This is a genomic window from Rossellomorea marisflavi, from assembly GCF_009806575.1.
Taxonomy (GTDB): domain Bacteria; phylum Bacillota; class Bacilli; order Bacillales; family Bacillaceae_B; genus Rossellomorea; species Rossellomorea marisflavi_A.
The window spans coordinates 1140749-1166222 of sequence record NZ_CP047095.1 but is presented as its reverse complement, the minus strand read 5'-3'; the positions used below and the strand labels follow the sequence as shown (position 1 = coordinate 1166222).

General features: G+C 51.6%; 28 protein-coding genes. 11 read left to right on the top strand and 17 right to left on the bottom strand.

Translation table 11 applies throughout. The features are described from left to right. Positions 1-58: 58 nt before the first annotated feature. From D5E69_RS06165 to D5E69_RS06155, 3 genes are all read right to left on the bottom strand, one after another. On the bottom strand, positions 59-703 hold the full coding sequence (locus D5E69_RS06165; RefSeq protein ID WP_148795959.1) for a hypothetical protein: 645 nt from the start codon (positions 701-703) through the stop codon (positions 59-61). 125 nt (positions 704-828) lie between these two features. Further along, a complete protein-coding gene (locus tag D5E69_RS06160) occupies positions 829-2214 on the bottom strand; it encodes a sensor histidine kinase (RefSeq protein WP_048005190.1) in 1386 nt (461 codons plus the stop codon). After that, positions 2204-2866, bottom strand: a complete 663-nt coding sequence (locus tag D5E69_RS06155) for a response regulator transcription factor (RefSeq protein WP_048005191.1) — start codon at positions 2864-2866, stop codon at positions 2204-2206. Before D5E69_RS06155 ends, D5E69_RS06160 begins: the two co-directional genes overlap by 11 nt. Positions 2867-2988: 122 nt before the next feature. On the opposite strand from D5E69_RS06155, the gene D5E69_RS06150 reads away from it, so the two are divergent. After that, a complete protein-coding gene (locus tag D5E69_RS06150) occupies positions 2989-3405 on the top strand; it encodes an ASCH domain-containing protein (RefSeq protein ID WP_048005192.1) in 417 nt (138 codons plus the stop codon). A gap of 4 nt (positions 3406-3409) precedes the next feature. On the opposite strand, the gene D5E69_RS06145 is transcribed toward D5E69_RS06150, so the two are convergent. Continuing rightward, a complete protein-coding gene (locus D5E69_RS06145) occupies positions 3410-3871 on the bottom strand; it encodes a GNAT family N-acetyltransferase (protein ID WP_414130285.1) in 462 nt (153 codons plus the stop codon). A 69-nt stretch (positions 3872-3940) separates the two neighbouring features. Here D5E69_RS06145 and D5E69_RS06140 point away from each other — a divergent pair, with 69 nt between their 5' ends. Continuing rightward, complete coding sequence (locus D5E69_RS06140; protein ID WP_048005193.1) at positions 3941-4939, top strand: GTPase; 999 nt, start codon at positions 3941-3943, stop codon at positions 4937-4939. Positions 4940-5032: 93 nt separating this feature from the next. Here the strand turns inward: D5E69_RS06140 and D5E69_RS06135 are convergent, their stop codons facing one another. The 3 genes from D5E69_RS06135 to D5E69_RS06125 all read right to left on the bottom strand — a co-directional run bounded on the left by D5E69_RS06135 (position 5033) and on the right by D5E69_RS06125 (position 8295). Continuing rightward, positions 5033-6127 carry an NADH:flavin oxidoreductase gene (locus D5E69_RS06135; protein ID WP_063190784.1) on the bottom strand — a complete coding sequence of 365 codons (1095 nt, stop codon included), beginning with the start codon at positions 6125-6127 and terminating at the stop codon, positions 5033-5035. A 212-nt stretch (positions 6128-6339) separates the two neighbouring features. After that, positions 6340-7647, bottom strand: a complete 1308-nt coding sequence (locus D5E69_RS06130) for a hemolysin family protein (protein ID WP_048005195.1) — start codon at positions 7645-7647, stop codon at positions 6340-6342. A 294-nt stretch (positions 7648-7941) separates the two neighbouring features. Continuing rightward, positions 7942-8295, bottom strand: a complete 354-nt coding sequence (locus D5E69_RS06125) for a winged helix-turn-helix transcriptional regulator (RefSeq protein WP_048005196.1) — start codon at positions 8293-8295, stop codon at positions 7942-7944. A 156-nt stretch (positions 8296-8451) separates the two neighbouring features. Here D5E69_RS06125 and hxlA point away from each other — a divergent pair, with 156 nt between their 5' ends. The 4 genes from hxlA (at position 8452) to D5E69_RS06105 (ending at position 10899) form a co-directional block, all read left to right on the top strand. Continuing rightward, a complete protein-coding gene (hxlA, locus tag D5E69_RS06120) occupies positions 8452-9084 on the top strand; it encodes a 3-hexulose-6-phosphate synthase (RefSeq protein ID WP_048005197.1) in 633 nt (210 codons plus the stop codon). 4 nt (positions 9085-9088) lie between these two features. After that, positions 9089-9646, top strand: a complete 558-nt coding sequence (gene hxlB, locus D5E69_RS06115) for a 6-phospho-3-hexuloisomerase (RefSeq protein WP_159129431.1) — start codon at positions 9089-9091, stop codon at positions 9644-9646. Positions 9647-9742: 96 nt separating this feature from the next. Continuing rightward, positions 9743-10603: an alpha/beta fold hydrolase gene (locus D5E69_RS06110; protein ID WP_063190786.1), complete on the top strand. Its 861-nt coding sequence runs from the start codon at positions 9743-9745 to the stop codon at positions 10601-10603. Next, complete coding sequence (locus tag D5E69_RS06105) at positions 10600-10899, top strand: hypothetical protein (RefSeq protein ID WP_063190787.1); 300 nt, start codon at positions 10600-10602, stop codon at positions 10897-10899. Before D5E69_RS06110 ends, D5E69_RS06105 begins: the two co-directional genes overlap by 4 nt. A gap of 44 nt (positions 10900-10943) precedes the next feature. Here the strand turns inward: D5E69_RS06105 and ltaS are convergent, their stop codons facing one another. After that, positions 10944-12890, bottom strand: a complete 1947-nt coding sequence (ltaS, locus tag D5E69_RS06100; protein WP_063190788.1) for a lipoteichoic acid synthase — start codon at positions 12888-12890, stop codon at positions 10944-10946. 200 nt (positions 12891-13090) lie between these two features. After that, positions 13091-14098: an NUDIX hydrolase gene (locus tag D5E69_RS06095; RefSeq protein WP_082824279.1), complete on the bottom strand. Its 1008-nt coding sequence runs from the start codon at positions 14096-14098 to the stop codon at positions 13091-13093. A 111-nt stretch (positions 14099-14209) separates the two neighbouring features. On the opposite strand from D5E69_RS06095, the gene D5E69_RS06090 reads away from it, so the two are divergent. Beyond that, complete coding sequence (locus D5E69_RS06090; RefSeq protein ID WP_063190789.1) at positions 14210-14824, top strand: LysE family translocator; 615 nt, start codon at positions 14210-14212, stop codon at positions 14822-14824. Between the two features lie 94 nt (positions 14825-14918). Here the strand turns inward: D5E69_RS06090 and D5E69_RS06085 are convergent, their stop codons facing one another. Next, positions 14919-15359: an NUDIX domain-containing protein gene (locus D5E69_RS06085; protein ID WP_159129430.1), complete on the bottom strand. Its 441-nt coding sequence runs from the start codon at positions 15357-15359 to the stop codon at positions 14919-14921. 213 nt (positions 15360-15572) lie between these two features. On the opposite strand from D5E69_RS06085, the gene D5E69_RS06080 reads away from it, so the two are divergent. The 3 genes from D5E69_RS06080 to D5E69_RS06070 all read left to right on the top strand — a co-directional run bounded on the left by D5E69_RS06080 (position 15573) and on the right by D5E69_RS06070 (position 18627). Further along, positions 15573-15884 carry a metal-sensitive transcriptional regulator gene (locus tag D5E69_RS06080; protein WP_048005203.1) on the top strand — a complete coding sequence of 104 codons (312 nt, stop codon included), beginning with the start codon at positions 15573-15575 and terminating at the stop codon, positions 15882-15884. A gap of 37 nt (positions 15885-15921) precedes the next feature. Then, on the top strand, positions 15922-16128 hold the full coding sequence (gene copZ, locus D5E69_RS06075) for a copper chaperone CopZ (RefSeq protein ID WP_048013621.1): 207 nt from the start codon (positions 15922-15924) through the stop codon (positions 16126-16128). An 84-nt stretch (positions 16129-16212) separates the two neighbouring features. Further along, the gene (locus D5E69_RS06070; RefSeq protein ID WP_063190790.1) at positions 16213-18627 is read left to right on the top strand and encodes a heavy metal translocating P-type ATPase; all 2415 of its coding nucleotides are present in this window, start codon (positions 16213-16215) and stop codon (positions 18625-18627) included. A 34-nt stretch (positions 18628-18661) separates the two neighbouring features. Here the strand turns inward: D5E69_RS06070 and D5E69_RS06065 are convergent, their stop codons facing one another. From D5E69_RS06065 to D5E69_RS06050, 4 genes are all read right to left on the bottom strand, one after another. Beyond that, the gene (locus D5E69_RS06065; RefSeq protein WP_156183333.1) at positions 18662-18814 is read right to left on the bottom strand and encodes a hypothetical protein; all 153 of its coding nucleotides are present in this window, start codon (positions 18812-18814) and stop codon (positions 18662-18664) included. A gap of 24 nt (positions 18815-18838) precedes the next feature. After that, entirely contained in the window at positions 18839-19018 is a 180-nt protein-coding gene (locus tag D5E69_RS06060; RefSeq protein ID WP_159129429.1) for a MerR family transcriptional regulator, read from the bottom strand. Positions 19019-19166: 148 nt separating this feature from the next. Next, the gene (locus D5E69_RS06055) at positions 19167-19961 is read right to left on the bottom strand and encodes a class I SAM-dependent methyltransferase (protein ID WP_048013623.1); all 795 of its coding nucleotides are present in this window, start codon (positions 19959-19961) and stop codon (positions 19167-19169) included. Positions 19962-20141: 180 nt separating this feature from the next. Next, on the bottom strand, positions 20142-20318 hold the full coding sequence (locus tag D5E69_RS06050) for a hypothetical protein (RefSeq protein WP_159129428.1): 177 nt from the start codon (positions 20316-20318) through the stop codon (positions 20142-20144). A gap of 85 nt (positions 20319-20403) precedes the next feature. Between D5E69_RS06050 and D5E69_RS06045 the strand changes: the two genes are divergently transcribed. After that, positions 20404-20925, top strand: a complete 522-nt coding sequence (locus tag D5E69_RS06045) for a putative glycolipid-binding domain-containing protein (protein ID WP_048013625.1) — start codon at positions 20404-20406, stop codon at positions 20923-20925. Between the two features lie 93 nt (positions 20926-21018). On the opposite strand, the gene D5E69_RS06040 is transcribed toward D5E69_RS06045, so the two are convergent. The 3 genes from D5E69_RS06040 to D5E69_RS06030 are packed head-to-tail and all read right to left on the bottom strand — an operon-like array spanning position 21019 to position 25380. Then, the gene (locus tag D5E69_RS06040; protein WP_048013626.1) at positions 21019-21450 is read right to left on the bottom strand and encodes an NUDIX hydrolase; all 432 of its coding nucleotides are present in this window, start codon (positions 21448-21450) and stop codon (positions 21019-21021) included. Positions 21451-21469: 19 nt separating this feature from the next. Next, a complete protein-coding gene (locus tag D5E69_RS06035; protein WP_053073053.1) occupies positions 21470-24691 on the bottom strand; it encodes an ABC transporter permease in 3222 nt (1073 codons plus the stop codon). After that, positions 24688-25380, bottom strand: coding sequence for an ABC transporter ATP-binding protein (locus D5E69_RS06030; RefSeq protein ID WP_048013627.1), 693 nt, complete (start codon positions 25378-25380; stop codon positions 24688-24690). The genes D5E69_RS06035 and D5E69_RS06030 overlap by 4 nt, the downstream gene beginning before the upstream one ends. Positions 25381-25474: the final 94 nt, after the last annotated feature.

Genomic DNA, 25474 nt, shown 5'->3' with positions numbered 1-25474 from the left:
TTATCATTGATTAAGGATACTGTACGACGGAATGGTGAAAATTGAGTGAAAAGGCGGTTCAGATTATTGAAGTCATCAAGACGCCGACGGGATCGGTCGCCGTGAGCGTTTCACGCTGCCGAACCTCCACCGATTTAAGGGAAGATTCCTGTCCACGTGAAAGCTGGAGCTCCCAATCGGCGGTACGAATCAGGCAGGTTTCCCCCTTGTCCTCTGCTTCCGCTCCAAGAAGCTCTGCCAACGCCGAAAGCCTGCCTGGCCGGTCGATGTTCAGCTTAAGCCTTGCGAGTGAAGGGTATGCTTCCGACCGTACGGCTTCTTTTCTCCGCTGAAGCTCCACCCTGAATCTCCACGGGGTGGAAATGAAGGTCCTTCGTTCCCCTTCGTCGACCCTCCATCCGAGGAGAGCCGCATTTTTAAGCACTTCGTTATGCTCCCGGTCATCCACCAAGAAACCAATATGATCGAACCGGTCGCGCTTTCCCTGACCGAATGTGATGTTCACCTGCCCCTGCACCATTTCGATGATGCGGAATTGGACCTCTTCTTGCCTGAAATCTTCCCATTCGAGGGGCGGGTTGAATTCCCTCATCGTCCCGTTGGCCCTTCCGATGCGCTGCCGCGTTTCAAACCCGATCCCTCGGTACCACGCTTCCATTTCTTCTACTTTATCCGTCCACCAGTGATAATGAAAACATTTCATCTTTTTCATCTCCTCTACTACTATCAGCATATCGTTCTCTCACGCGACCTGCTTCGGCAAAGGGGTGGAAGAACTTCTACGACTTTAGGAGGAAAAAACAAAAAGCCCCTCATCAATAGGAGCTTTCAGTAGAAAAATGACATTGGACGTTCCGGCGGAAGTGGGATCACCACGCGGAATTCCGAACCTCCACCACTTTCACTTTGGACGGAAATCACACCTTCATGTCCTTCGACAATCCATTTGGCAATGGACAACCCGAGGCCGTGACCGCCTTCTTTCCGTGTCCTTGCTTTATCCACCCGATAAAACCGGTCAAAGATGCGCAGCTGATCTTCTTTCCCAATGCCGATTCCCGTATCTTGTACAGAGAGGATGAATGTCCTGCCAGAAGCGTTTTGGTCGATCCTGCAGGCGAGAATTACGCGGCCGCCTTCAGGGGTATATTTGATGCTGTTGTCCAAAAGGATATACAAGAGCTGTATCAGCTTGTCGCGATCCCCATGGATAGGGAGTTCTCTTGACGATTCAAGACTGAGCGTGATCGACTTGTCCCTGGCCATGCGGTCGAAGGTCTGAAGGATCTTCTCTGCATCGGGTGTGAAGTCGAACTCTTCCTTTTTCAAGACCAGTCTGGCTTTTCCTTCATCATCTGAGCGTGCGAGGGTGAGCAGGTCGCCGATGAGGCGGTTCATCCTTTTCACCTCGGCTTTCAGTCCTTTCACCATTTTCCTTGTGAACGGATCAGATTCTTCGTCCCCCATCTCGAGTGCTTCCACAGAGGACAGGATGACGCTCAAGGGCGTCCGGAGTTCGTGGGATGCATCCGCTACAAATTCCTGCTGTCGCCGGTAGGACTGCTGGATCGGAACGAGGGCACGCTTCGACATGAGATGACTGAGCCAGACACCCAAGGTGATGAAGAGGACGGCAAGGGCCCCAAAGACGAACAAGATCCATTTGAATAGACGGTAAAAGGAGGATATATCGAGGCCGATATACATCCTTCCCACCACCTCCCCCTGAGACGTGATGGGCTGGGACAGCATAAGGACCCTGAGGTCGAAATCCTCATATCCTTCATTCTCCGTCACATCGATGGAGTCTTGACGGATCTGGCGTTCATCCGGTTTCCAGTCAGACAGTTTATCGAGGAAGGTATCCCTGAGATTCGGATAGATTTCATTCGTTTGCAGGGGCTCCCCGTCACTGTCCAGGATATAATAGAACACCTGGTTTTCGCTGAGGATGGAAAGTCGCTCCTCCCCCCTTGGATCTCCACGCCTATGGGCACCCGCTTCCTGCAGTTCCTTGGTCTCATGTTCCGCCAGGCCCTTGAGTTCCCGCTCCTGATCATAAAGCACGGTCTTATAAACGATGAACAAGGCCAACAGGATGAACACCACAAGAAAGCCGGTGATGATGACGCTATTGAACAGGGTGAGCTGCATGCGGGTTCTCGTGAACAGATCACCTGACTGCCTTCGGGAAAAAATCGATTTACGTTTCAATCCTGTACCCCACTCCCCGGACGGTTTCAATCAAGCCTTCCCCGATCTTCTTCCTTAATAGTTTGACGGTGGCATCCACGGTCTTGTGTGAAACGTCGGAATCAATTCCCCATATCCGGTCGAGGAGAAGGTCCCGCGAGAGCGCCTGATTCTGATTGCGGACCAGCATGTCGAGGAGCTGGAATTCACGGGGGGTAAGATAGATTTCCTCCCCGTCCCTCATAAGGCAGTGGCTTGTCCGGTTCAATGTGAATCCCCTGATCCCGATGGTGTCTGATTGAAGTGGGGCCAGATTCCTTCTGGCAAGGGCTTTGAGCCTGGCATGAAGTTCTGCAATCTCAAAGGGTTTCACGAGATAATCGTCTGCGCCCGCTTCAAATCCTTCTACACAATCCTCCACGCCGTCACGGGCCGTGAGCATGAGGATCGCTCCTCCGTAACCACCTGACCTGAGGCGACGGCAGATCTCGACTCCGTCCCCGCCAGGCATCATCCAGTCCATGATGATCACATCATAATAGGACGCGAGGGCATAATCATGGGCCTCTTCCCCGCTCAACACCCAATCAATGCGCTCCACCCCTTTTTTCTGCAATAAATGGACGATCAGCTCACCGAGTGTTTCATCGTCTTCTGCCAGTAAAATATGCATACCCGCCACCCCTTCGACCTTTTTAGTCCAATGTAGCAAACATAAATGAAAATTTGATGAAAATGACTGGATCCCTTCCTGCTATAATCAAAGCATGCAGTGAATAAAAAGGAGGCACCCCAATGGAGAAAGGCATATTCATCAGCATACACCCCCAGTACTGCACCCTGATATCAGAAGGCACGAAGGTGCATGAATTCCGGAGCGTGAAGCCGAAGCGGCAGACGGATTTCCTGTGGATCTATGAATCGGCCCCATCATCTGCCCTCACCTACATAGCCAGGACCGCTACACCCGTTGAATTCCCGGATCAAGTGGAGGTTCGAGGTGATGGCGATGCGCGGTTCAACGAAGGCGGTACCAAGTACCGGTTCGCCTTCCCCATCTTGGAGCTCTGGCGTCTGGAAAAACCGATCCCTTTCACCTACCTGAAGGAGCACTTCGGATTCCACGCTCCCCAAAGCTATGCCTATCTCGATCGCTACCCGGCCCTAGTCGATCTGGTACGCAGGGAATCAACCCTCGTGAAAATACGGTGAGGCATCAGCGTCGCCATTCGTATAGAAGGTCAGGCAGCTGCTCTTCATTCTCATGTCCCCGGCCGATGATGCGGAAGCCGTGCTTTTCGTAAAATCGCCTGGCCCCCTCATTCACTTCGAAGGTATAAAGGGTCAGGATGCCGGATGACGCTTCCTTGGCATGTGTCAAAAGTGCCGTCCCGACGCCCTTCCCGTGATGGTCCTTATGGATATAAAGCTGGCTGATCTCAGTCCTGTTGTAAGCAATGATCCCGATCACCGATTCGTTTAAGAGGGCGATGTCCACTTCATGGTCTGCGGGCAGGATTTCATCAAGAAAATAAAGATGTTCTTCGAATGAATGGATGTCCTTTTGGCCGATGGCTGCTTCCTTGCTTTCCCTCCACATCCTGACGGTTTCCGGACCGAATCCAGATTGATAAGGGATGATCTTCATGACTGTTCCCCTTCTTCCTTTTTCCATCATTATACTACGTGGATAGAGTTCCGCGCTTCCGGCTTTCTCCACATTCTGCTACTATTAGGATAAGGAGTGATGAACGTGTTTTCTTTTCATGATAAAGAATTCGAACAGGCCTACGACCAAGAAGTGAATGAAATCAACGCTCAGCTCGATAAGGAAATCGTCTTCGCCATGATCGGGGATGTGAACGCCGGCAAATCGTCGACGATCAACATGCTCATGGGCGATGAAGTCGCCAAGGTCGGCGCACAGCCCGGGGAGACTTCCCTCATCGAGAAGTACGCCTATACCGATAAGATCATTTTTGCCGATACACCCGGACTTGATGACATCAATCAGAAAAATTCCGCCGAAACGATGAAGTTCTATAAAGAAGCCGATGTGATCCTCTTCTTCCTGAATGCGGCCGGAACCGTGTTCTCTGAAGGAGAGCGGAAGACATTCGAAGAGGTCCGCAAGATCAACCGGAACATCATCTTCGTGTTGAACAAGATCGACGCGGCAGAAGATATTCCAGGATTGGTGAAGTACATCCAGGATCATACGAATTACCGCTACAAAGTGACGCCGATCTCTTCCAAGACAGGCGAGAATATGGAGATGCTCCGCGGTGCGATCCTCGATATCCTCCAGGAGAAAAAAAAAGATATCCTTTTCGCTAAACACCTGAAGGAAAAATCATCGACGGCGAATAAATGGATCATCGCAGCAGCAGGATCCTCCACGGCCATCGGTGCTTCTCCGATCCCGGGCTCCGACATGGTGCCCCTCACCGCCATACAGGTCGGCATGATGGTCAAGCTCGCCACCCTTTACGATAAGCCCCTGACAAAGGACCGGGCAAAGGAGCTCACCATTGCCACCCTCACCGGCAACGTCGGAAAGACCCTGTTCCGCCAGGTCGTCAAACTCGTCCCGGGAGCAGGAATGGCCGCAGGCGCCAGCATCGCAGGCGGCATGACCCTCGCCCTCGGGTACGCCATCAAATACGCATACGAGAACGATATTGACCTGGATCCCAAAAGTTTAGGCAAATTGTATGAGATGTTTTCGAAGAAGAAAGACGTGTAACGAAAAAGAAGCAGCACGGGCCATGGCCCGTGCTGCTTTTGCGTTTGTGTTGTATGTACGCATGAGAACCGTCCCCATGCGTCATTTTGGCACTCAATATAATGTTTGCAGCGATTCTTTGCTGAATGCGCGGATTTCGTCGGTGCGTCCTTCTTTGATTTTCTTGACCCATTCGGGGTCCTGGAGGACGGCGCGCCCGATGGCGATAAGGTCGAATTCGTCGTCTCCGAGGCGTTCGGTGAGCTCAGAGATATCGGTGGCTTCCGCTTCTGAGAAGCTGGTGAATTCACCGTTCAGGCCGACGGATCCTACGGAGATGACGGGTTTTCCGGTGAGCTTCTTCGTCCAGCCCGCGAGATTCAAAGGAGAGCCGTCAAATTCAGGTTCCCAGAAACGGCGCGTCGAGCAGTGGAAGATGTCCACTCCCGCTTCGACAAGAGGGGTAAGAAATTGCTCAAGCTCCTCCGGTGTCCTGGCGAGCTTCGCAACATAGTCGGTCATCTTCCACTGTGAAAAACGGAAGATGATCGGGAAGTCCGGTCCGACTTCACGCCTGCATGCCTCAATGACTTCGACGGCAAATTGCGTGCGTCCTACAAGATCGCCGCCATAGCGGTCGGTCCGCTTATTCGTTTTCTCCCAAAAGAATTGATCGATGAGGTATCCGTGGGCACCGTGTAACTCGATGCCGTCGAATCCGATCCGTTTTGCATCGGCTGCCGCCTGGGCATAGGCTGCGACGAGCTGTTCCACTTCTTCCGTCGTCGGCGGCTCAGTCACCTGTTCCCCGGTAAGTGTCAAGCCTGACGGTCCAACGGGCAGTGCCTCAGCGTTCGGTAGCTCGCCCTTCTTGCGGGTCATCCCCACATGCCAAAGCTGGGGAACGATCTTTCCTCCCGCTTCGTGGACGGCCTCCACGACTGCTCGCCATCCTTCCAGGGCCGTTTCCCCGTGGAATAACGGGATGCTGTCACCGGATACGGATGCCGGATGGTTGATGCCGGTACCTTCCGTGACGATCAGGCCTACTTCATTTTCTGCGCGTCTGCGGTAATAATCGACGACGGGTTGCCCCGGTACGCCCCCTGGTGAAAACCCGCGCGTCATCGGTGCCATCACCGTACGATTCGGCAGGGATAGGGCTCCATATTGGAAAGGTTGAAATAACGGATTCACAGATTGACTCATGAAAGAATTCCTCCTTTTGATATCTATTCACCATTATTTCAAATCAATTTGGAGAAAGAAAGCAATCTGTTTCCCCGCTAGCCCATCCACATGAGTAAGACAAAATCCGCCAAACTGAAACAGCGCGCATCTGATGATGATCGATAGTCTATTTCTATGACCACAAAAAACCACCGGAGAGTATACTCTCCGGTGGCCATGCAAGGTTCCCATCAGGAAACGAGGGACTCAGGCTTTTTCACTTCTAAATACTGGATGTGATATCCATCCTTTTTGTGCACTTTGAACACGTACCCGTGGGACTCAAGCTCTGCTTCGCTTTCGATCGTGTTGGATAGGAACCATCCTCCGACCGTGTCGACTTCTTCGTTCTCGAGTTCAATGCCGAGCACTTCATTCGCTTCTTCTATCAGAAGCTTCGCATCGATGATGAAGTGATGATCGTTCAGCTTCCTGACGGGTGCCACTTCATCCTGGTCAAATTCATCGCGGATCTCGCCGACGATTTCCTCGAGGATATCTTCGAAGCTCACGATGCCCGAGGTGCCGCCATACTCATCGACCAGGATGGCGATATGGGTGCGGAGCTTCTGCATCTTGAGAAGCACATCGTGGATAGGGGCCGTTTCCACCACTCGGATGATGGGGTTGATATGGGATTTGAGGGAGAAGTCGTCCCCCGTCCTCTTGCCCTGCCTCAACCGTTCAGTGAGGAGCTCCTTGACGTTGATGAATCCGACGACGTGGTCTTTATCCCCATCGATCACCGGGTATCGCGTGAATCTCTCCGACTTGATGAGATCCATGATTTCATCGAATCCCTGGTCGACGGACACGGTCACCATCTCTGTTCTAGGGACCATGATTTCCTTCGCTAGTCGTTCGTCGAAGGTGAAGATATTATTCATGTATGTCAGTTCATTCTGATTGATTTCGCCGCTCTCATAGCTTTCAGACATGAGGATCCTGAGTTCTTCCTCGGAGTGGGCCGCATCGTGCTCGGAGGCGGGCTTCATACCGAATGCCCGGACGAGGAGACGTGCAGATCCGTTGAGGAACCAGATGAACGGGAAAAGGATCCGGTAGAACAGGATGATGGGACCGGCTGTCAGGAGCGTGATCGTCTCCGCCTTCTGGATCGCCAGCGTTTTCGGAGCAAGTTCCCCGATGACAACGTGCATGAAGGTCGCAATCATGAAGGCGATGGCAATGACAAGGACGCTTGAAAGGGACTCGCCGATATTCAGGAAACTGAAGATCGGCTCTAAGATGACGGCGAAGGTGGACTCACCCACCCATCCGATCCCGAGGGCGGTCACCGTGATGCCCAGCTGACAGGCTGACAGGTACTCATCCAGATGACTGACAACCTTTTTGGCCGAAGCCGCTCCCCTTTTCCCTTCGAATACTAGTTGATCAATTTTGGTGGAACGCACCTTCACCATCGCAAATTCCGTTGCGACAAAAAAAGCGGTGAGGGCGATCAAAATGGCAAAAATCGTTAAGTTTATGGCTGTCAATACATCGTCTTACCCGAAGGAAGACTTACACCTCCAATAATATAGATCCTTTATGGTCCTCCATGGACCAAACGATAACGTGATGGTTACTAGAATTATACAGGAGAACCATCCTGTCACCGGTGGATAATATGACAATTGTGTGGAGAATCGAATGCCTCACCGGTAGTTCCTGGTTGGCTTTATAACATTTCCCATATGAATGATAACGGATTCAACGCTACCTCTCCATAAAAAGACTGAATCTGTATGAGCCTCGTCCTCATGCGGATTCAGTCTTTTTTAAATCGTTATTTATGCTTCTATTTTGCTTGGTTCTTTCAACGTGGTCATATACGTTTTGCCCCATTCGTACATGGATTCGAGTATGGGCATGAGTGTTTGACCTTGTGTTGTGAGGGAATACTCTACTTTGGGAGGGACGACGGGATAGACCTCACGGTGGACGATCTGGTCTTCTTCAAGCTCTCTGAGCTGGTTGACGAGCATGCGCTGGGTGATTCCGGGCATGAGGGCTTTGAGCTCTCCGAATCGTTTGGTCCCTTCTTTTCCAAGATGCCAAAGGATGAGCATCTTCCATTTACCGCCGATGACGGAGAGGGTCAGTTCTTTTTCACATTGGAATGTTTTCTCTTCTAAGCGTGACATAGGGCTACCTCCTGATTGAATTCTATCCCTTAGTATACTTTTTGACACTATGTAAGTAAAATGTGCGTACTTACATGGATTCACCTCATGCGTTATAGTGAAATGGCTGAAGGGGTGACCCGCACAGCACAAATTTTTTCAAGGAGTGAAGGATCTATGAAATTACAACTTGCACTGGACTTAGTCAACATTCCCGAGGCGAAGGAAGTCGTCAAGGAAGTAGAAGAATACATCGACATCGTGGAAATCGGAACTCCTGTCGTGATCAATGAAGGACTGAAGGCTGTCAAGGAAATCAAGGAAGCATTCCCTTCCCTGTCTGTTCTTGCCGACCTTAAAATCATGGATGCAGCAGGCTATGAAGTGATGAAAGCTTCAGAAGCAGGCGCAGATATCGTGACGATCCTCGGAGTGGCTGAAGATGCCTCCATCCAAGGTGCCGTCGAAGAAGCGAAGAAACAAGGCAAAGAACTCCTCGTCGATATGATCGGAGTGAAAGATATAGAAAAACGCGCGAAGGAATTGGATCAGTTCGGAGCAGATTACATCTGTGTCCACACTGGATATGACCTTCAGGCAGAAGGCAAGAACTCATTCGAAGACCTTCATACCATCAAGAGCGTCGTGAAAAACGCCAAAACGGCCATCGCAGGCGGAATCAAGCTCGAGACCCTTCCTGAAGTGATCAAAGAAAACCCAGATCTCATCATCGTCGGAGGCGGCATCACATCCCAGGATGATAAAGCAGCGACTGCAGCGAAAATCCGCGAGCTCATCAACAAAGGGTAATCCCATGCAGACGACAGGCTATATGAACGAAATCCTGAAGGAGCTGTCAAAGGCTCCGGACTTGATCGGGGACCGGTCGGCGGAACAGCTGACCAACCGCATCATGGAAGCCGGTAAGATCTTCACGGCAGGCGCCGGACGTTCCGGACTGATGGCCAAGTCCTTCACGATGCGCATGATGCATATGGGACTCGATGCATATGTGGTCGGGGAAACGGTCACGCCGAACCTTGAAGAAGGGGACCTCCTCATCATCAGCACCGGTTCAGGGGAGACGAAAAGCCTTGTACCCATGGCAGAGAAAGCGAAGGAGCTCGGTGCGATCGTGGCGGCCGTCACGATCAAACCCGACTCCACCATCGGAAAACTGGCCGACATCGTCGTGGGGCTTCCCGGTTCACCGAAGCATGAATCAGGCGAAGAGCGGGCCACCATCCAACCGATGGGCTCCCTCTTCGAACAGACGCTCCTCCTGTTCTACGATGCGGTCATCCTCCGCTATATGGATAAAAAAGGACTCACATCCGATACGATGTTCGGCAGGCATGCCAATCTGGAATAGGAACACAGAAACGCCCGCGAATCTTTCGCGGGCGTTTTGTTATGCAGGAAATCCCCTCCTCACTGCCGTATATAAAAGGGAAAGGACGTGAAACGGATGACTTGGAAACAGGAACTACTCGATACGAAGCGGGGATGCTTTGAAGTCTTTCGTAAAGGAAGCGGTGATCCTTTATGCGTGACCCATCACTACTCGGCATTCAATGCTTCAGGAGACCATTTTGCTGACGCCTTCACCGAAACACATGAGGTGTTCCTTGTGAATATGCGGGAAGCAGGGCACTCGGAACGTGCACATGAACCGTACCAGCTCGGATTTCTCGAAACGGTATTCGATCTCGAGGCGGTGCGTGAGTCCCTTGGGATCAAGAGCTGGACGTTCGCCGGCCATTCCACCGGCGGGATGATCGGGACTGTGTACGGCATTTATTTTTCCCAAAGCCTGAATTCCCTTGTGATCGTCGGTTCGGCAGCAAGGGAATTCATGTCGGAATCACCACACTGCATCTACCATGAAGATCACCCTGACTACGTGCGGATGCAGGAGCTGAACATCACCTTGAAGGGATCTGGCCTTCCGGAAGACGAGAGAAAAGCATTGACCCGTGAGCGGATTTCGTTTTCTTTATACAAGCCGGAGCGGTTTCCCTCTCTCTTCCCTCCCCATGTCACGAAGCGGATCAGTGCCACGCGCATGGACTTCTTCAACCGGGAGATCCAGCTTTTCGATGTGACCCGGAAGTTGCACCTCATTGATACGCCGACCTTGATTGTCTGCGGCCGACATGATGTCCAGTGTCCTCTTCTTTACTCGGAGGAAATGCGGGAAGGCATTCCGGGCGCAGAGCTCGTAGTATTCGATGAGAGCAATCATTATCCGTTCCTCGAGGAGAAGGAGCGCTTTCGGACGGTGATGGAATGCTTCTTCGGAAAGGTTCAAAGAGTGAGTGAAGCATGATGCTGAATATCGGCACCTTTATACTCACAGCCTTGATCAGCTGCTGTCTGTCGAGCGTGATTTCGCTCCCCTTTTATGTCAGGACCGGACGGAAGTGGTTCGCACTCTTCATCGCTTTTGCACTGCATGCGCTTATTATGGCAAGTGTGATCCTTATACTTCATTCCGACTCCTCCAAACAGATCGAGAGGTTTCTTGACACGGCATTTTTTCTCGCCTTCCTCCCCTTTGCCCTCACCTACGTCAATTACGTGTTGATTGAAAGAGCAGGCAAGAAGACCGTCCCTTCTTCATAATTAGTAAAACAGCCCCCGCCATTTCTAGGCGGGGGCTGTCATGTTTACTGATCATTCACGTCTGCTTCTTTGTCATAAATGTAGTTGTAGTCATCACGATCGATCGGCGTGTAACCTTCAGGTGTGTAGAAACGGAGCAGATCTTTGTTGACGATGCTGTCGGAGATGGAAAGCTCGGTCTTCGCCTGCTTGTTCAGCTCGGCAAACCCGTCACCCTTGATCTCTTGTCCGTCTTCATTGCTGTAGTATTTGCCGTTCACCGATGTGATGGTCGGTGTGATGAAATCTCCATTACGGAACGGGATGACTTCACGGTGATCCTTGCTCAGGAGGTCGGATCCGATCTGCAGGTAATCCTTCGTATCGACACCGAGGAGATGGAGCACGGTCGGCATGACATCGACGGCTCCTCCGTACGTATCCTTGGCACCGCCTTTGACACCTGGTGCATGAATGAATAGCGGTACCCGCTGGAGCTGGGCATATTCATAATCATCGATGTCTTTCCCGATGATTTCTTTCATGGCTTGGTTATGGTTCTCGGAGATTCCGTAGTGATCCCCGTACATGACGACGATCGTGTTGTCATAGAGACCCGATTCCTTCAGCTGGTCGAAGAACTGCTTCAATGCTTCATCCATATAGTGCGCTGACTGGAAGTATTGATTGACAACTTTATCATCCGTGTCGGCAGCAGGGAAGTCGGTATCTCCCTCATCCATCTTGAACGGGAAGTGGTTGGACAGAAGGATGTACTTGCTGTAGAACGGCTGCTCAAGGCTTTCAAGTAGCGGCTGGGATTCTTCCACGAATGGTTTATCCTTCATGCCGTAGTTCTTGATGTTATCCTCTGACATATCGTAGTATTCGGCATCGAAGAATTTATCATAGCCGAGTGACTTGTACATTACATTCCGATTCCAGAATGTTTTGTAGTTACCGTGGAATACCGCGGAAACATAGTCATCCTTCTTCAGGATGGCCGGAGCCGAGTGGAATGTATTCTGCGCCTTGCTCACATAGACCGATCCTTGTGCCATAGGGTACAGGGAGTTGTCCATCATGAACTCTGCATCGGACGTTTTCCCTTGTCCAGTCTGATGGAAATAATTCTTGAAGTAGAAGGTTTCATTATCATGAGCCAGTGAATTCAGGAACGGTGTCACTTCCTGCCCATCGATCTCATAGTCGATGATGAAGGACTGCAGCGATTCCAGGGAAAGGTACACCACGTTCATGCCTTTCGCCTTGCCGAAATAAGCAGGATTCGGCTCTGCGTAATTGGCTTTGATATAGTTTTCCACACTGGTGATGTCGCTGCTGTCCGCCATGGCGCGCTGTCTCGCGGTCTGGACGTTCTGGACGATATCATAGATCGTGAAGTTGTATGATCCCAGGTATTTCACCAGATAGTTGCGGTCGAACGTACGTGTCAAAAGTTCTGGACGATCCTTTTCCGCAAGATGGAGATTGATGGAGAATACGATGGCAGCCATGGCAATGACAAGACCTGCCGATTTCCATTTCCGCTTAGCGGCCGGCTTCGACACCTTGAAGGCCAAGAGCGCGATCAAGAGGATCGTATCGGCGAAATAGAAGATGTCCAACGGTGTCATCAGGGAGAAGGCACTGTCACCGAGCTGCCCTGCATTGGTCTTTGTCTGCATCAGGACCGGGACGGTGATGAAATCGTTGAAGAAACGATAGTAGACGACATTGGCATAGAGCAGGAATGATAGAAGGAACTGAATGACAATCAACAGGGTCGATTGCACTTTCCCCTTGAAGAACAGGGCGATTCCCAAGAATAATAGACTTGAGCTTAACGGGTTTAAGAATAGTAGAAATTTCTGCATGCTGTTGTCGATCCCAAGATTGAACTCAATCTGATAGGCAGCATACGTTTTCATCCATAGGAGCACGACGGCTAACACAAATATGGCTATGGGCCCTCTGAAAACATTCTTAGTTGATGTTGAAACTTCTTGCATGTTACGCACCTCATAATTGGAATGGTTTAGTAAACATGGATCTGATGCAGGCCTTTGAGGAGCACGGTCGGGGGTATCTCCCAAGTATTTTCAGGCATGCCTCGCATGTTCAGTAAACGATTTATTACCCCGAACGAAAAGTATTGTTAAAACTTTACCATTCTACCTGAATTTCAGCAAGAATACAACTGGAGATCTGCCTATCTTCGAAACTCCATCTTCAGGCCGGGAGCGGGCTCCGACGATTGCTTCAGGAGTTCGCGCGTATCGGTGCGGATCCAGTACCACTGGGTCATCGCACCGAATCCGACCTTTACCTTGAAGGAGCCGTCGGGCTGTTCATCCGCATGGATCTCGATGAGCTGCTCCTCTTCTTTAAGGATATTGAACGCATGGAAGGACCGGACATAGCCCCCTTCGAGAGGCAGCGTGCGGAGGAGGAGCTCAACCGAAAACGTATCCACAGGAACATGATGAAGAGAAATACGCCTCTCTCCGCCTTCCCTCTCGATGATTACATGGTCTCCGGCATACACGGCCCTCACGCCACCACCTGAATCCTCAACGGAAAGGGGACGATTCGTGGAGGCCATCAATCGGGTCACGGTCCTTCGATCCCCGATCTCTTCGGATGTTAGGGTCTGTTCCCTCACCAGGACTGCGCCGTCCTCTTCGAATGAAATCCGTTCACGCGTCTCTCCAATGATCCTCTCCATACCTTCTTCTATTATATACACCTGTTTGACGTCTTCGGATGCCTCCAGACACCTCAGGCCATCTTCCGGTCTCTCTTCCAGCACATGATGCAAATAGTCCCCATGTCCCCTTGCCAACGGAATATCCCCCGGTGAAGAAATCCAGAACAGGGTGAACTGCAGTCCCTCTTCTTCTCCACCGCCAGAGGGCTCATGCTGCCATTGATCAGGAGCATCCCCCTGATCCAGGCGATAAAAATGCCGATGATGAATGCTTCCATCGTCCGCTCGCCACCTGTCGTCGGCAAGGAATTCAGGTTTCCCCCATTCTGTTAGGCCGGTCTCCTCGATCATTTCACGGACGACGGCCGCTTCAGGATCTTCTCCGTCCTGCACCGTCCCTTTGGGGATCTGGACACCCGCTTCAAGGATCGGATGCTGAAACACCAATACCTGTGGTCTTCCATCGTGATTTCTGGTTATGTATCCGTACGCTTTTTTGATCGGTTCCACGCTTCCTTCTCCCTTCCTATAAAAGGCTCATTTCTTCCATTTAAATCCTTCTTTCATTCTACCGGATTTTTTACTATACTAAAATGAAACTTCTGAGGAGATTGTGAACATATGGACTTCATTTTTCTTTTAAAAGGCCTGCTGATCGGGTTCACCGTTGCAGCGCCCGTCGGCCCGATCGGGATCCTCTGCATCAACCGCACCCTTTCAAAAGGTCGCTTGACGGGATTCGTATCAGGACTGGGGGCCGCATCAGCCGATGCCATCTACGGATGCATCGCCGCATTCGGCCTGACATTCATCACGAGCTTTTTGATCAGCCAAAAGCTGTGGCTTCAGCTGATCGGCGGACTCTTCCTCTGTTATCTCGGTATCCAGACGTACCGCTCCAGACCTGCAGGTCATGCTGCTTCTGCAAGGGGTGGCGGACTGCTGAAATCCTATACCTCCGTCTTCTTTTTGACGGTGACAAACCCCATGACCATCCTTTTCTTCATCGGGATCTTCTCCGGTATCGGTCTCGGAAAGTCCAGCTTTGACCTGATGTCGGCCCTTCTCATGGTGACTGGTGTGTTCCTTGGATCAGCCGCATGGTGGCTTTCCCTAAGCTTCGGCGTGAGCCTGTTCAGGAAAAAATTCTCGAATGACAGCCTCGCCTGGATCAACCGTCTATCGGGGATCATCGTCTTCGGTTTCGGGGTGTTTGCCCTGCTAAAATTGCTTTGATGCAAACTGGTTTCATTTCCGTATCCGATATCGTTCCCACCTCAAAAGGCACATACTGATCAGCGTATGTGCCTTTTAACTTTCCGCATATGTATCATGGTTCTGAAATCTTCAAGTATTGTTTTACTAAGTATAAGTGATGTTCGTGAAAAAGATGTCCTTCCAAATAATCAAAATCGACCCAGCGCATGATTTCTTTTTCAACGGGCTCTGCTATTTTTTCTAATAGTTCACATGCGTATACTATTCCAACATTATGTTGGGAATCACCAGGGTATTTCTCTGATACCCAATGCCTTTCAGCTCTGCCTATTTCCTCAATGATCTGAATGTCGTGACCCGTTTCCTCGATGCTCTCTCTCGATAATGCCCGTTCAAGAGATTCCTCTGACTCAACACCTCCGCCAACTAAAAACAAATGCCCATCCAGATTTTCTACACATAAAAACTGATCATAATCATTCTGAATGACAGCATATACCCCCGTTCTTTTCCAATAATTCAACTCATGATTTAGTTTACCGAATGTTTTCATGATCATCCCCCTGGTTGGTATAACATGTAAATAGTATACCATTAAATGTAGAACCCCTCCCCCTTTCACTGCATGCCTCTGATCGTCCATCATTCACATTCGGCCTAGGATGATCATTACATAAGCAACCCACTTGACATACCCCCTATAGGTACATTACACTTGACTCAACTGAGAAAAACAGGAAGCAACATACTTCCGGGAGGTGATCGTATGGAAGATGAATTGAAGGACGGCATCTCCTGCCGCAAGAGTCATCACCCTGAAGAGGTGAAACGGAATCTCACCAGCCGGCTGAATCGCGTCGAAGGGCAGATTCGCGGCATCAAAGGCATGATTGAAAAGGACGTGTACTGTGACGATGTGATCACACAGCTTTCGGCGACCCAGTCCGCCCTTAACAGCGTAGCGAAGATCCTACTCGAGGGGCATTTGAAGGGCTGTGTCGTGGACCGTCTCAATGAAGGGGACGAATCGGTCCTCGATGAATTTGTCGTCACGATTCAAAAGCTGATGAAAAAATAACTCATACCGGAATACCCAACCAAAAGGAGCGATTATCATGGAACAAATCACCTTGAATGTACAAGGAATGTCATGCAACCACTGCGTCAATGCCATAGAGAAGAATGTAGGCGGTCTTGACGGTGTTAAAAAGGTCAACGTAAGCCTCGCGGATGCCAAGGTCGAAGTGGAATTCGACAATGCCGTTGTCAGCCTCGACGAGATCAAGGAAACCATTGACGATCAAGGCTATGACGTAGTGTAAAGAATCAAATGGGAGTGCAGTCCATGCACTCTTTCTTTTCCACACAAATATACCCTTACCAGGTATAAAGGAGGCTTGACGATCATGAATGCAAACAAGAAAGAAACCACCCTGAACATCTCGGGCATGACGTGTGCCGCCTGTGCGAACCGGATTGAAAAGGGACTGAATAAATTGGACGGTGTCGAAAAGGCCACCGTGAACCTCCCCCTTGAGAAAGCGTCCATCTCCTATGACCCTGCCAAACTTGGTGAAAAGGACTTGGAAGAGAAGATCGATGCTCTCGGGTATGGAGTCGTCCATGAAAAAACGGAGCTTGAGATTACCGGGATGACGTGTGCCGCCTGCTCGGCCCGGATTGAAAAAGGATTGAAAAAACTCGATGGCGTCACATCTGCAAGCGTAAACCTTGCCCTTGAGAAGGCCGTCATTTCCTATCACCCTTCTCAAACCTCCGTCAGTGAAATGATTGCGAAAGTTGAGAAGCTCGGGTACGGTGCCCACCGGCCATCCCAGGAAGATGCAGGCGATCACCGGGAGAAAGCCATCAAGGTCCAGAAGCGGAAGTTCATCCTTTCCGCCATTCTCTCCCTTCCGCTACTCTGGACGATGGTAGGCCATTTTTCGTTTACTTCCTTCCTATACGTACCCGATTTCCTTACTAACCCGTGGGTCCAGCTGATCCTGGCAACACCCGTGCAGTTCATCATCGGGGCACAGTTCTACATCGGAGCATACAAAGCACTGAGGAATGGAAGTGCGAATATGGATGTCTTGGTAGCCATGGGGACATCCGCCGCTTACTTCTATAGCCTGTACCAGGCCATCGTGACGGCCGGAAGCCATCACGGGCCCCATCTGTATTTCGAAACGAGCGCGGTCCTCATCACCCTGATCCTCCTCGGGAAGCTGTTCGAAGCGAACGCAAAGGGACGTTCATCCGAGGCGATCAAGACGCTCATGGGTTTGCAGGCAAAAACGGCCCATGTCTATAGGGACGAGAAGGAAATCGACATTCCGGTAGAGGAAGTGGCAACCGGAGACATTGTCATCGTGAAGCCTGGTGAGAAAATTCCCGTTGACGGAGAAGTGACGGATGGCCATACGTCCATCGATGAGTCCATGCTTACAGGTGAAAGCCTTCCTGTCGACAAGATCATCGGCGATCCAGTGTTCGGTTCAACGGTGAATCAGAACGGTGCCATCCGGATGAAGGCCCTTAAAGTCGGACGAGATACGGCGCTTGCCCGCATCATCAAGGTCGTCGAGGATGCCCAGGGATCCAAGGCACCGATCCAGCGCCTGGCGGACCGGATATCAGGCATTTTCGTTCCCATCGTGGTGGGCCTCGCCCTCCTTACCTTCCTTATATGGATGATCTGGATCGAGCCGGGTGACTTCACCCAGGCCCTTGAAGTCTTCATCGCCGTCCTTGTCATCGCATGTCCGTGCGCTCTCGGCCTTGCCACTCCTACTTCGATCATGGCCGGTTCCGGACGGGCGGCGGAATTCGGGATCCTCTTCAAAGGCGGGGAGCACCTCGAACAGACCCAGCTCATCGACACCGTGGTGCTGGATAAAACCGGGACCGTCACAAATGGAGCACCCGTCCTGACCGATCATCTCATGGCTGATTGGGTGGAAGAGGATGATTTCCTGCGACTCGTCGCCTCCGCGGAGCAGCAATCCGAACATCCCCTGGCACAGGCCATCGTCCAGGGTCTGAAGGATAAAGGGGCACTCCCTTCTTCCACCTCATCATTCGAGGCCGTTCCCGGTAAAGGCGTCCGTGCCACAGTCGATGGCCGGCATGTGCTGATCGGCACCAGGGCCTTCATGGATGAGCTTGGGGTGGAAGTCGCCTTCATCGCCGAAAAAAAAGCAGAGCTTGAATCACAGGGAAAAACCGCCATGCTTGTCGCCATCGACGGACGGTATGCAGGACTCCTGGCTGTCGCGGATACGGTAAAACAAACCTCAAAGGCTGCCGTCGAACGACTTCAGAAAATGGGCATCAATGTCATCATGATGACGGGGGACAACACGCGCACAGCGAAAGCGATCGCTTCCCAGGTCGGTATCCATGATGTGATTTCAGAAGTCCTCCCGGAAGGAAAGGCCTCTGAAATCAAAAAGCTTCAGAAAGTCGGTAAAAATGTGGCCATGGTCGGGGACGGCATCAACGACGCACCTGCCCTCGCCACGGCCACTATAGGGATGGCCATCGGCACCGGGACCGATGTAGCCATGGAAGCCGCTGATATCACCTTGATGCGCGGTGATCTTCACAGCATTGCCGATGCGATCCTGATGAGCGGCAAGACCATGCGCAACATCAAACAGAACCTCTTCTGGGCATTTGCCTATAATACAATCGGCATCCCCATTGCCGCAGCCGGGCTGCTTGCCCCGTGGGTAGCAGGGGCCGCCATGGCGTTCAGTTCGGTCTCGGTCGTGTTGAATGCATTGAGATTACAACGCGTGAAGAAATGGAGTTAAACGAAAAGCCCGCCGGGATCCGGTGGGCTTTCTCCTACTGGAGGTTCTTCTCAATCTCCCCGTAGGATACGAGCTTCTTCTTGATCCGCTTCCAATACTCGAACTGGGAGCTCAGCTTCGTTTCGACATTCTGCTCGGGTTGAAGAAGAAGTTTTCGCCTCTCCTCTTTTGTGGCATCCCCCTCCATATAACGAGCCACATACTCTTTGATTTACCTGATAGGCATGTCCGTTTCAGGGAGGGCCAGGATAAAATAGATCCACTCAACGTTCACGTCATCGTACACCCTGATTCCCTTATCGTTGTGGTCCACAAAGGGCAGGATGCACTCTTTCTCATAATATCGCAGGGCAGAAGCAGGTACACCCGTCATCTCTGTGACCTGTTTCATACTGTACGTCATCGGCCTCATCTTCCCATTTAGTGTGCTCAGTTAAAGTGGCCTCTATCACATGCTGAAGGAGCTTTCAACAACCGCCCCACCAGTGGGCAACAAAAAAATGCCGGGATACCCGGCAAGTTCTTTGCTGGATTACAGTTTACAGTCCAGGAGACCAGCTTACATCCCTTTTCCCCTTCCTCAGTTTGAATACGAGGAAATTCGGGTGGATCAGGTCTTCCCTGTACTCCTTATCCTCCCTCACCAGTTCATCCGACGGTCTCGGCTCCACCATCTCTTCAATCATGAAACCTGTCTCCCGGATGGCAGTCGTGTACGTGGTGAGGCTCCTGTGGTAGAAGACCACTTTGTTTTCGGCTCCTTCGGGAAACGGCTGTTCATAGACTCCCTCAAGGAAGTATCCGGATACCCTCCACGCTTCCTTTTCACCCTGTTCATCCCGGATCCATCCGCTTCCCGGCGTGATGAAGCACGGGTGGAGGATGGAAAAGACGAGCGTCCCGCCATCTCTCAGGAGCCGGTAGCATTCCCGGAGTGCCGCCGTGTGATCTTCAAGGTCCTGGATGACCATATTGGAGACGACCTTATCAAACGACCGATCATCCAGGAAATTCAGATTCTCACAGTTTCCATGGTGGTAGCGGATCCCGGATGATTCCGTCGTCTTCGCTTCGGCAAGCTTGAGCATTTCCGTGGAATAATCCACGGCCGTCACATGGGCCCCCTTCCGTTCCAGGAGCCTGCTCAAATACCCTTCTCCGCAGCCTGCATCGAGGATCTCCGTCCCTTCCACATGCCCGAGAAGGGAGAAGATCGCGGGATTCAAGAGGATTCGCCTGCTCCGGTCCCCCTCCTCCGTGTAGCCTGCCGTGAATGCCTCCGCGTGCTCATTCCATCGCTCGATCGCTTCGTCTGTTGATAGATTCTTTTTCAATGTACGCCCTCTTTTCGTCAGAAAGTCGTAACGTTACGCTCCTTGTGCACTTCTTTATTTTCACATTGAATCAAAAAAATAAATAGACTTATATTCCGTTTTTTTGTATCATGTAGATAGAGTCATACCTATAAAAACAAGCCGGAGATTTTCATACGAAATCTCCGGCTTTTCTTGTATCTACTTCCTCTTCCCGAGGTGACGGATGATCAGGATGATGGCGAGGATTCCCATCGCAATGAACAGGAATGATTCCACGCGCCAGCCCGACTTCAGGATCACCCACGAATCATAGAGGGCAAAGAAGCTGACGATGGCCAGGGTGAAGTAGATGAAGAGCAGTAGTTGCTGTTTCATAGTCGTTTTCCTCCCGGCCTTATTTTGGCATAGAACGGGTGCGCCGGCAAGGACCGATTCGCATTTCATAAAGGAGGACAAGAAAATGATTCGCTGGAAAAATCAACGTGAAGAAACGGAAGAACTCTCCCTCGCTGAAAAGGACGGGTGCATCACGATCCAGAGCACGGTGCATCATTCAGCAGAGGAAGTCCACTACAGCCTTGAACTGGATCGATCCTGGACGTTCAGGAAAGGTTCTCTCCGCATCGGTGACCGGTCCTTGACCCTTCATGCCGACGGATCTGGAAGCTGGTTCGACAGGGAACACGGGCCCATCGAGGAGCTGACCGGAGCCATCGATATCGACATCTCCTGCACCCCTTTCACCAACTCCCTCCCCATCAACCGAATGGAGTGGGTGCAGGGCCGAACCGTGAGCATGGACGTCGTCTATCTTTCAGTGCCAGATCTCACATTCCGGAAGGTCACCCAGCACTACACCCTTCTCCGGGATTCAAACGGTATCAGGGAATTCCGTTATCAAAGCCCCACCTATGAATCCAGCATCTTTGTAGACAGGGAAGGGCTGGTGGTGGACTATCCCGGATTGTTCCTGAGAATCTAGTTTTCTGTGTAATGAGAGAGCGGAGCCGGATCAAACAGAAATAAACGCCCGGCAGCATCTGGGTCCCTTGCTGCCGGGCGTCTTGTGAAACCATCACTTCACTTCCATGGTTTCCTGAAAAAAGAGAGACTTGTAAAGGGCAGCGTGGGCAAGGATATGCCCCAGGCTCCCTTCTCCTGCATAGTGCGTCTGATCGGTGAAGTCGACATCCAGTGGAGACCAATAGAGTTCATTTTCTTCTCCGTGCACGTCGACGTCACGCATGCATCTCCCCGCGTAGACTTCCAGGTCGAATCCCGAGAGATGATAGGTCAAGTCCATGAGGTGGAACAGGGAGACATCTTCCCCCGTGAGGCCCGATTCCTCCTCCATTTCCCTGTAGGCGGCAGCCTGACCTGATTCACCCTCTTCGATCTTCCCTCCGATGAAGTTGCTCAATCCTTGATACGGATCCTTCCTCCTCCTGCACAGAAGGACCCTATCCATCGCTTCATTAAAGATGACAATCAGATTATATCGTTTCATGGCCGGATCCTTTCTGTCGTCAGAGTCCCTTGTCTATGTGCTTGATCACGACATCCCCAGGCTGGGAGACACGGGACAGAATGAAATTGAAGTTTTCCTTGTTTTTCGGTACTTCGAACGCTAGGGAAACAATCGCTTCCCCTCCCGGCTTCATCCGGATCCCGTTCCAGTTCTTGCGGGAAATGACCTCGGTGTCGACAGGCTGGTATTCTTTCCCATCCTGATCCTTTAAGAACTGTCCGGTGATCTTATAGTCATCCCACTCATCTTCCGTCGTCAGGTTCTGGATCCGTGCTTTGATGACGATGGATTTCGTGTTTGCCTTGGCTTTCTTAGGTTCATCCAGCCTGAACGTATACTGAAGGGGATCGGCGTTCCACGGCTTTTCGAATTCGATTACTTTCCAGAATTCGCGGTCCAAGGCCACCTCTTCGCCTTCCGGTTTGGCTTCAGGTTTAGCATCCGATTTTGTTTCGTCTTTTGAAGGGGCGGTGGATGTTTGGATTGCTCCATCCGTCCCCTTCACATCCTTGGTATCAGCGGTGGTGACAGCCGGTTTCGAGTCAGGGATCGCTTGAGATAAGATGGTGACAAGGCCGATGAAGAGGATTGCAGTCGCCACACCCAAGGTGACCTTCACCCGCTTCTCCGTTTTCCCCGAATGCTCCGCTGTGCCGCCAAGCGCTTGATAAGGCTGGACTTTCACCGCTTTGTGTGCGGGGAAAAGCGCTCCCGCCATCCCCGTCAGGATCGGGATGACAATGGCCAGGGCAAAAAATGGCGCATGCTCCAGAGGCGGTTCCCCGTAGATTTTCCAAACAAATACAAAGGCGATGAAGATGCCGATGATGCCGGCGAACAGTCCGCTGAATGCCCCTTCATAGAGAACCAGGGAGCGGATGGAACGATTCTTCCACCCGATGGATTTCAGCAGGGCGATTTCGGGCTGACGCTCCGAAATGTTTTGCCACATGATTTCCGTTGTGGTGAGGATGGCAATCAATAAGGCGACGCCCATGGCGATGTAATGCATCGAGCTTACTTCCATGGCGACGTACTCCCCGAGCCAGGTCGCGAACATGACCCCCTTCAACCGGTAGGTGATGAAGAGGAACACCACGAACAGGCTGGTCGGAAGGGCAATGGAGACCACTGACAGGCAGCTCCGCTTCCATCTCGACAGGAAGGAGTTCAGGCTCATGGACCAGATCGCAGCGGATGGGATCAGCCTCCTGCCGATATGGGAGATCTCTCCTGCCTTCATGGATTCATACGGTTTGATCTTCCCGACAAGATACGCAGGGATCATCGTTCCGAGCAGATAGATCAGGATGCCGAACAGCCCCATGAGAAGGAATCTGAACGGCGACGTCTCCACCGTGGAGGTGACGGTGAAGTATCCGAGGATGATCCAGCTCACCACCGACACGAAGGTCCCGAGGATCAGGGCTTCCGTGAAGAGCATCCGCGACAGCTGGACCGGTCTCCAACCGATGGATAATAGGACGGCGAACTCCTTCTTCCTCGTGTACATCATGATGAGGTTCGATGAGAACACGTAGATGATGGCCACCAGGATGACGCTTGCGATCACCCCGCTCAAGCCCACTTTTGCTTCCTTGAAGATCGTCATGGATGAACCGATTTTGATCCACGGCTGTTCCACCCAGCCGATGGACTCTTCTCCCTTGATGCCCGGGATATGGGTCAGGGCCGGCTGAGGCGATGACCCGAGGGTGATATCGGTGATGAGTCCGGTTTCGTCCTCGATCCGCTTGGCGACTTCCTGAAGTGTCTTTTCACTTTCATCGGTCATGGCTTCCACGCCTGCGACCTTGATCCGGATCGACGAAATCGGCTTCTCTCCCATCAATTCCGCTGCGGCATCAAGGGTCGTCAGCATCATCGGCGGCTTTGTCAGGAACCCATACGGATTGTTCAGGGGCTTCATTTCCTGAGGAGGGTTCACAGGCTCACCGTTTTGATCGAGCACGAGATTCGACTTCGAAGGGAAGTAGGTTTCCATGGGAAGCTCTGTCAACGGATCCTTTGAGATGTTGAGCTTCGCAGGGTCAAAGATTCCTTTGACATCGATCTTCACCCGCTTCCAATCGTTGAAACTCCCATCCCCGAACATCTTGACGGGACGATAGGCGTCGGTTTCAGCGAGGGGTACCCCTTCAGGGATCTCGTAAGGCTCCACCTCATAGGCAAACGGCCATCGCTCGGAAAACGGACTGCTTACCGGGCGGTAGTTGACCGGGGTTGCTTGAAAGGCGATGAAATTCTCCTTGGTGGTACTCAATTCGGGATCAGGATGCATCGCCTGATCGAGGATTTTTTTATGGGCCTCCTCGGTTGTGAAGGTGTAGGACTTTACCTCTTCACCCGACTGTTTCTCCAGGTAGTCTTGCCCTCCGTTCTCCTTCACCTTCTCCATCGTTTTTGCCTGTTCCTCAGTAGAAAACGGAAGATCAAGTTTCATGAGCGTATAGGTGACCTTGCTCTCTACGTACTCCCGGTTGCTGAGGAGGACGGGTATCCTGGTCTGGGTGAAGTCTTCATCTTCATACTCCACCACTTCGGCTTGATCGTCCGGTTTAAAATATCGGCTCCCTGCTTCATCAAGGACAGACTGATCAAGTCCGACAAGGGCGCTTTCCGCTTCCGGGTCCACCCCGGCGATCATGACTTCAGAACCCATCTCGAGGGACTGTTCGCCCATGAAGGGCGAAGCCCCGTACTCCTTCCCGAGACCTTCCGGTTGCCAGTTCCCTACCGTGAAGTACGTATTGCCCCCATCTTTCCGGATGCCTGCACCTGTATCCGTTTCATCGGTGATCTTCAGGCGGTACACTCCGGGCTCGGATATGGTCAATGTATTCATCTCGATGGAATTGTTCATGAAGCCGATCATGGCGATGGGGGCTGCGACATCAATGTCTTCCATCGTTTTGATTTTTTCATACTGTTCCATCGTGATGCCACCGGAGAGCCCACTCTGATAGTTGGGCTCGAGGAGATTCAACTCCTCCGTGACACTTCTCGTATCAGGCGGGCGCACGACGATATGATACGAGGATTCCCACCTGTTCTGCAGCTCTTCGACGATCGTCCCGTTGTTTGACTGGGTGACCCCGACCAGGTAGCTGAGTCCCGTGCTGACGATGAGTGCCCCGACGAGGAGCAGGATAAAGCGCCCTTTATTGCGCCACCAGTTATTCCATATGAATCTGATCATACCCGGGCCAGCTCCTTATCCGACAGGATCTTCCCGTCCTTCATCTCGATCATCCGGTCTGCCTTGGCAGCAAGGGCCGGATCATGGGTCACGAATATCACCCCGCAGCCCTTCTCGCGATTCAGTTCGGTCAGAAGGGAAAATATGATATCCCCAGTCTCCGTATCAAGGTTCCCTGTCGGCTCATCGGCAAGGAGCCAGTGGGGCTCATGCACAATGGCCCTGGCGATCGCCACCCTCTGCTGCTGCCCGCCTGAAAGCTGGGACGGCAGGGAGTTCATTTTATCCTTCAGCCCCACCCGCTCGAGGACGGCTTCTGCCCGTTCTTTTTTGTTATATGATACATTCCTTGAGAAAAGGGGAGCCATGACGTTTTCCAGTGATGTAAGGGTCGGAAGCAGATGAAACTGCTGGAAGATGAAGCCGATATGATTGAACCTGAAGTCGGCGAGCCCGTTTTTGTTATACGTTTTAATGTCTTCGTTGTTATAGAGGATACTCCCTGAAGTGGGACTGTCCAATGTACCGAGTATGCTCAGGAGGGTTGATTTCCCCGACCCCGATGTCCCGACGATGGACACAAACTCGCCCTTCTTGAATGTGGCATTCACTTCGTCCAGGGCGCGCGTCTTGATGCCGTCCCCCTGGAATTCCTTCCTCAACCCTTTGCATACGATGGAAAAGTCCATGTGTAGATCCCCCTATTTTTTATCTGATTATTTCAAATATAGCAAAATCGGGATTGTTTTCCTATAACTTTTACAAATATATCTAATGGGTAGA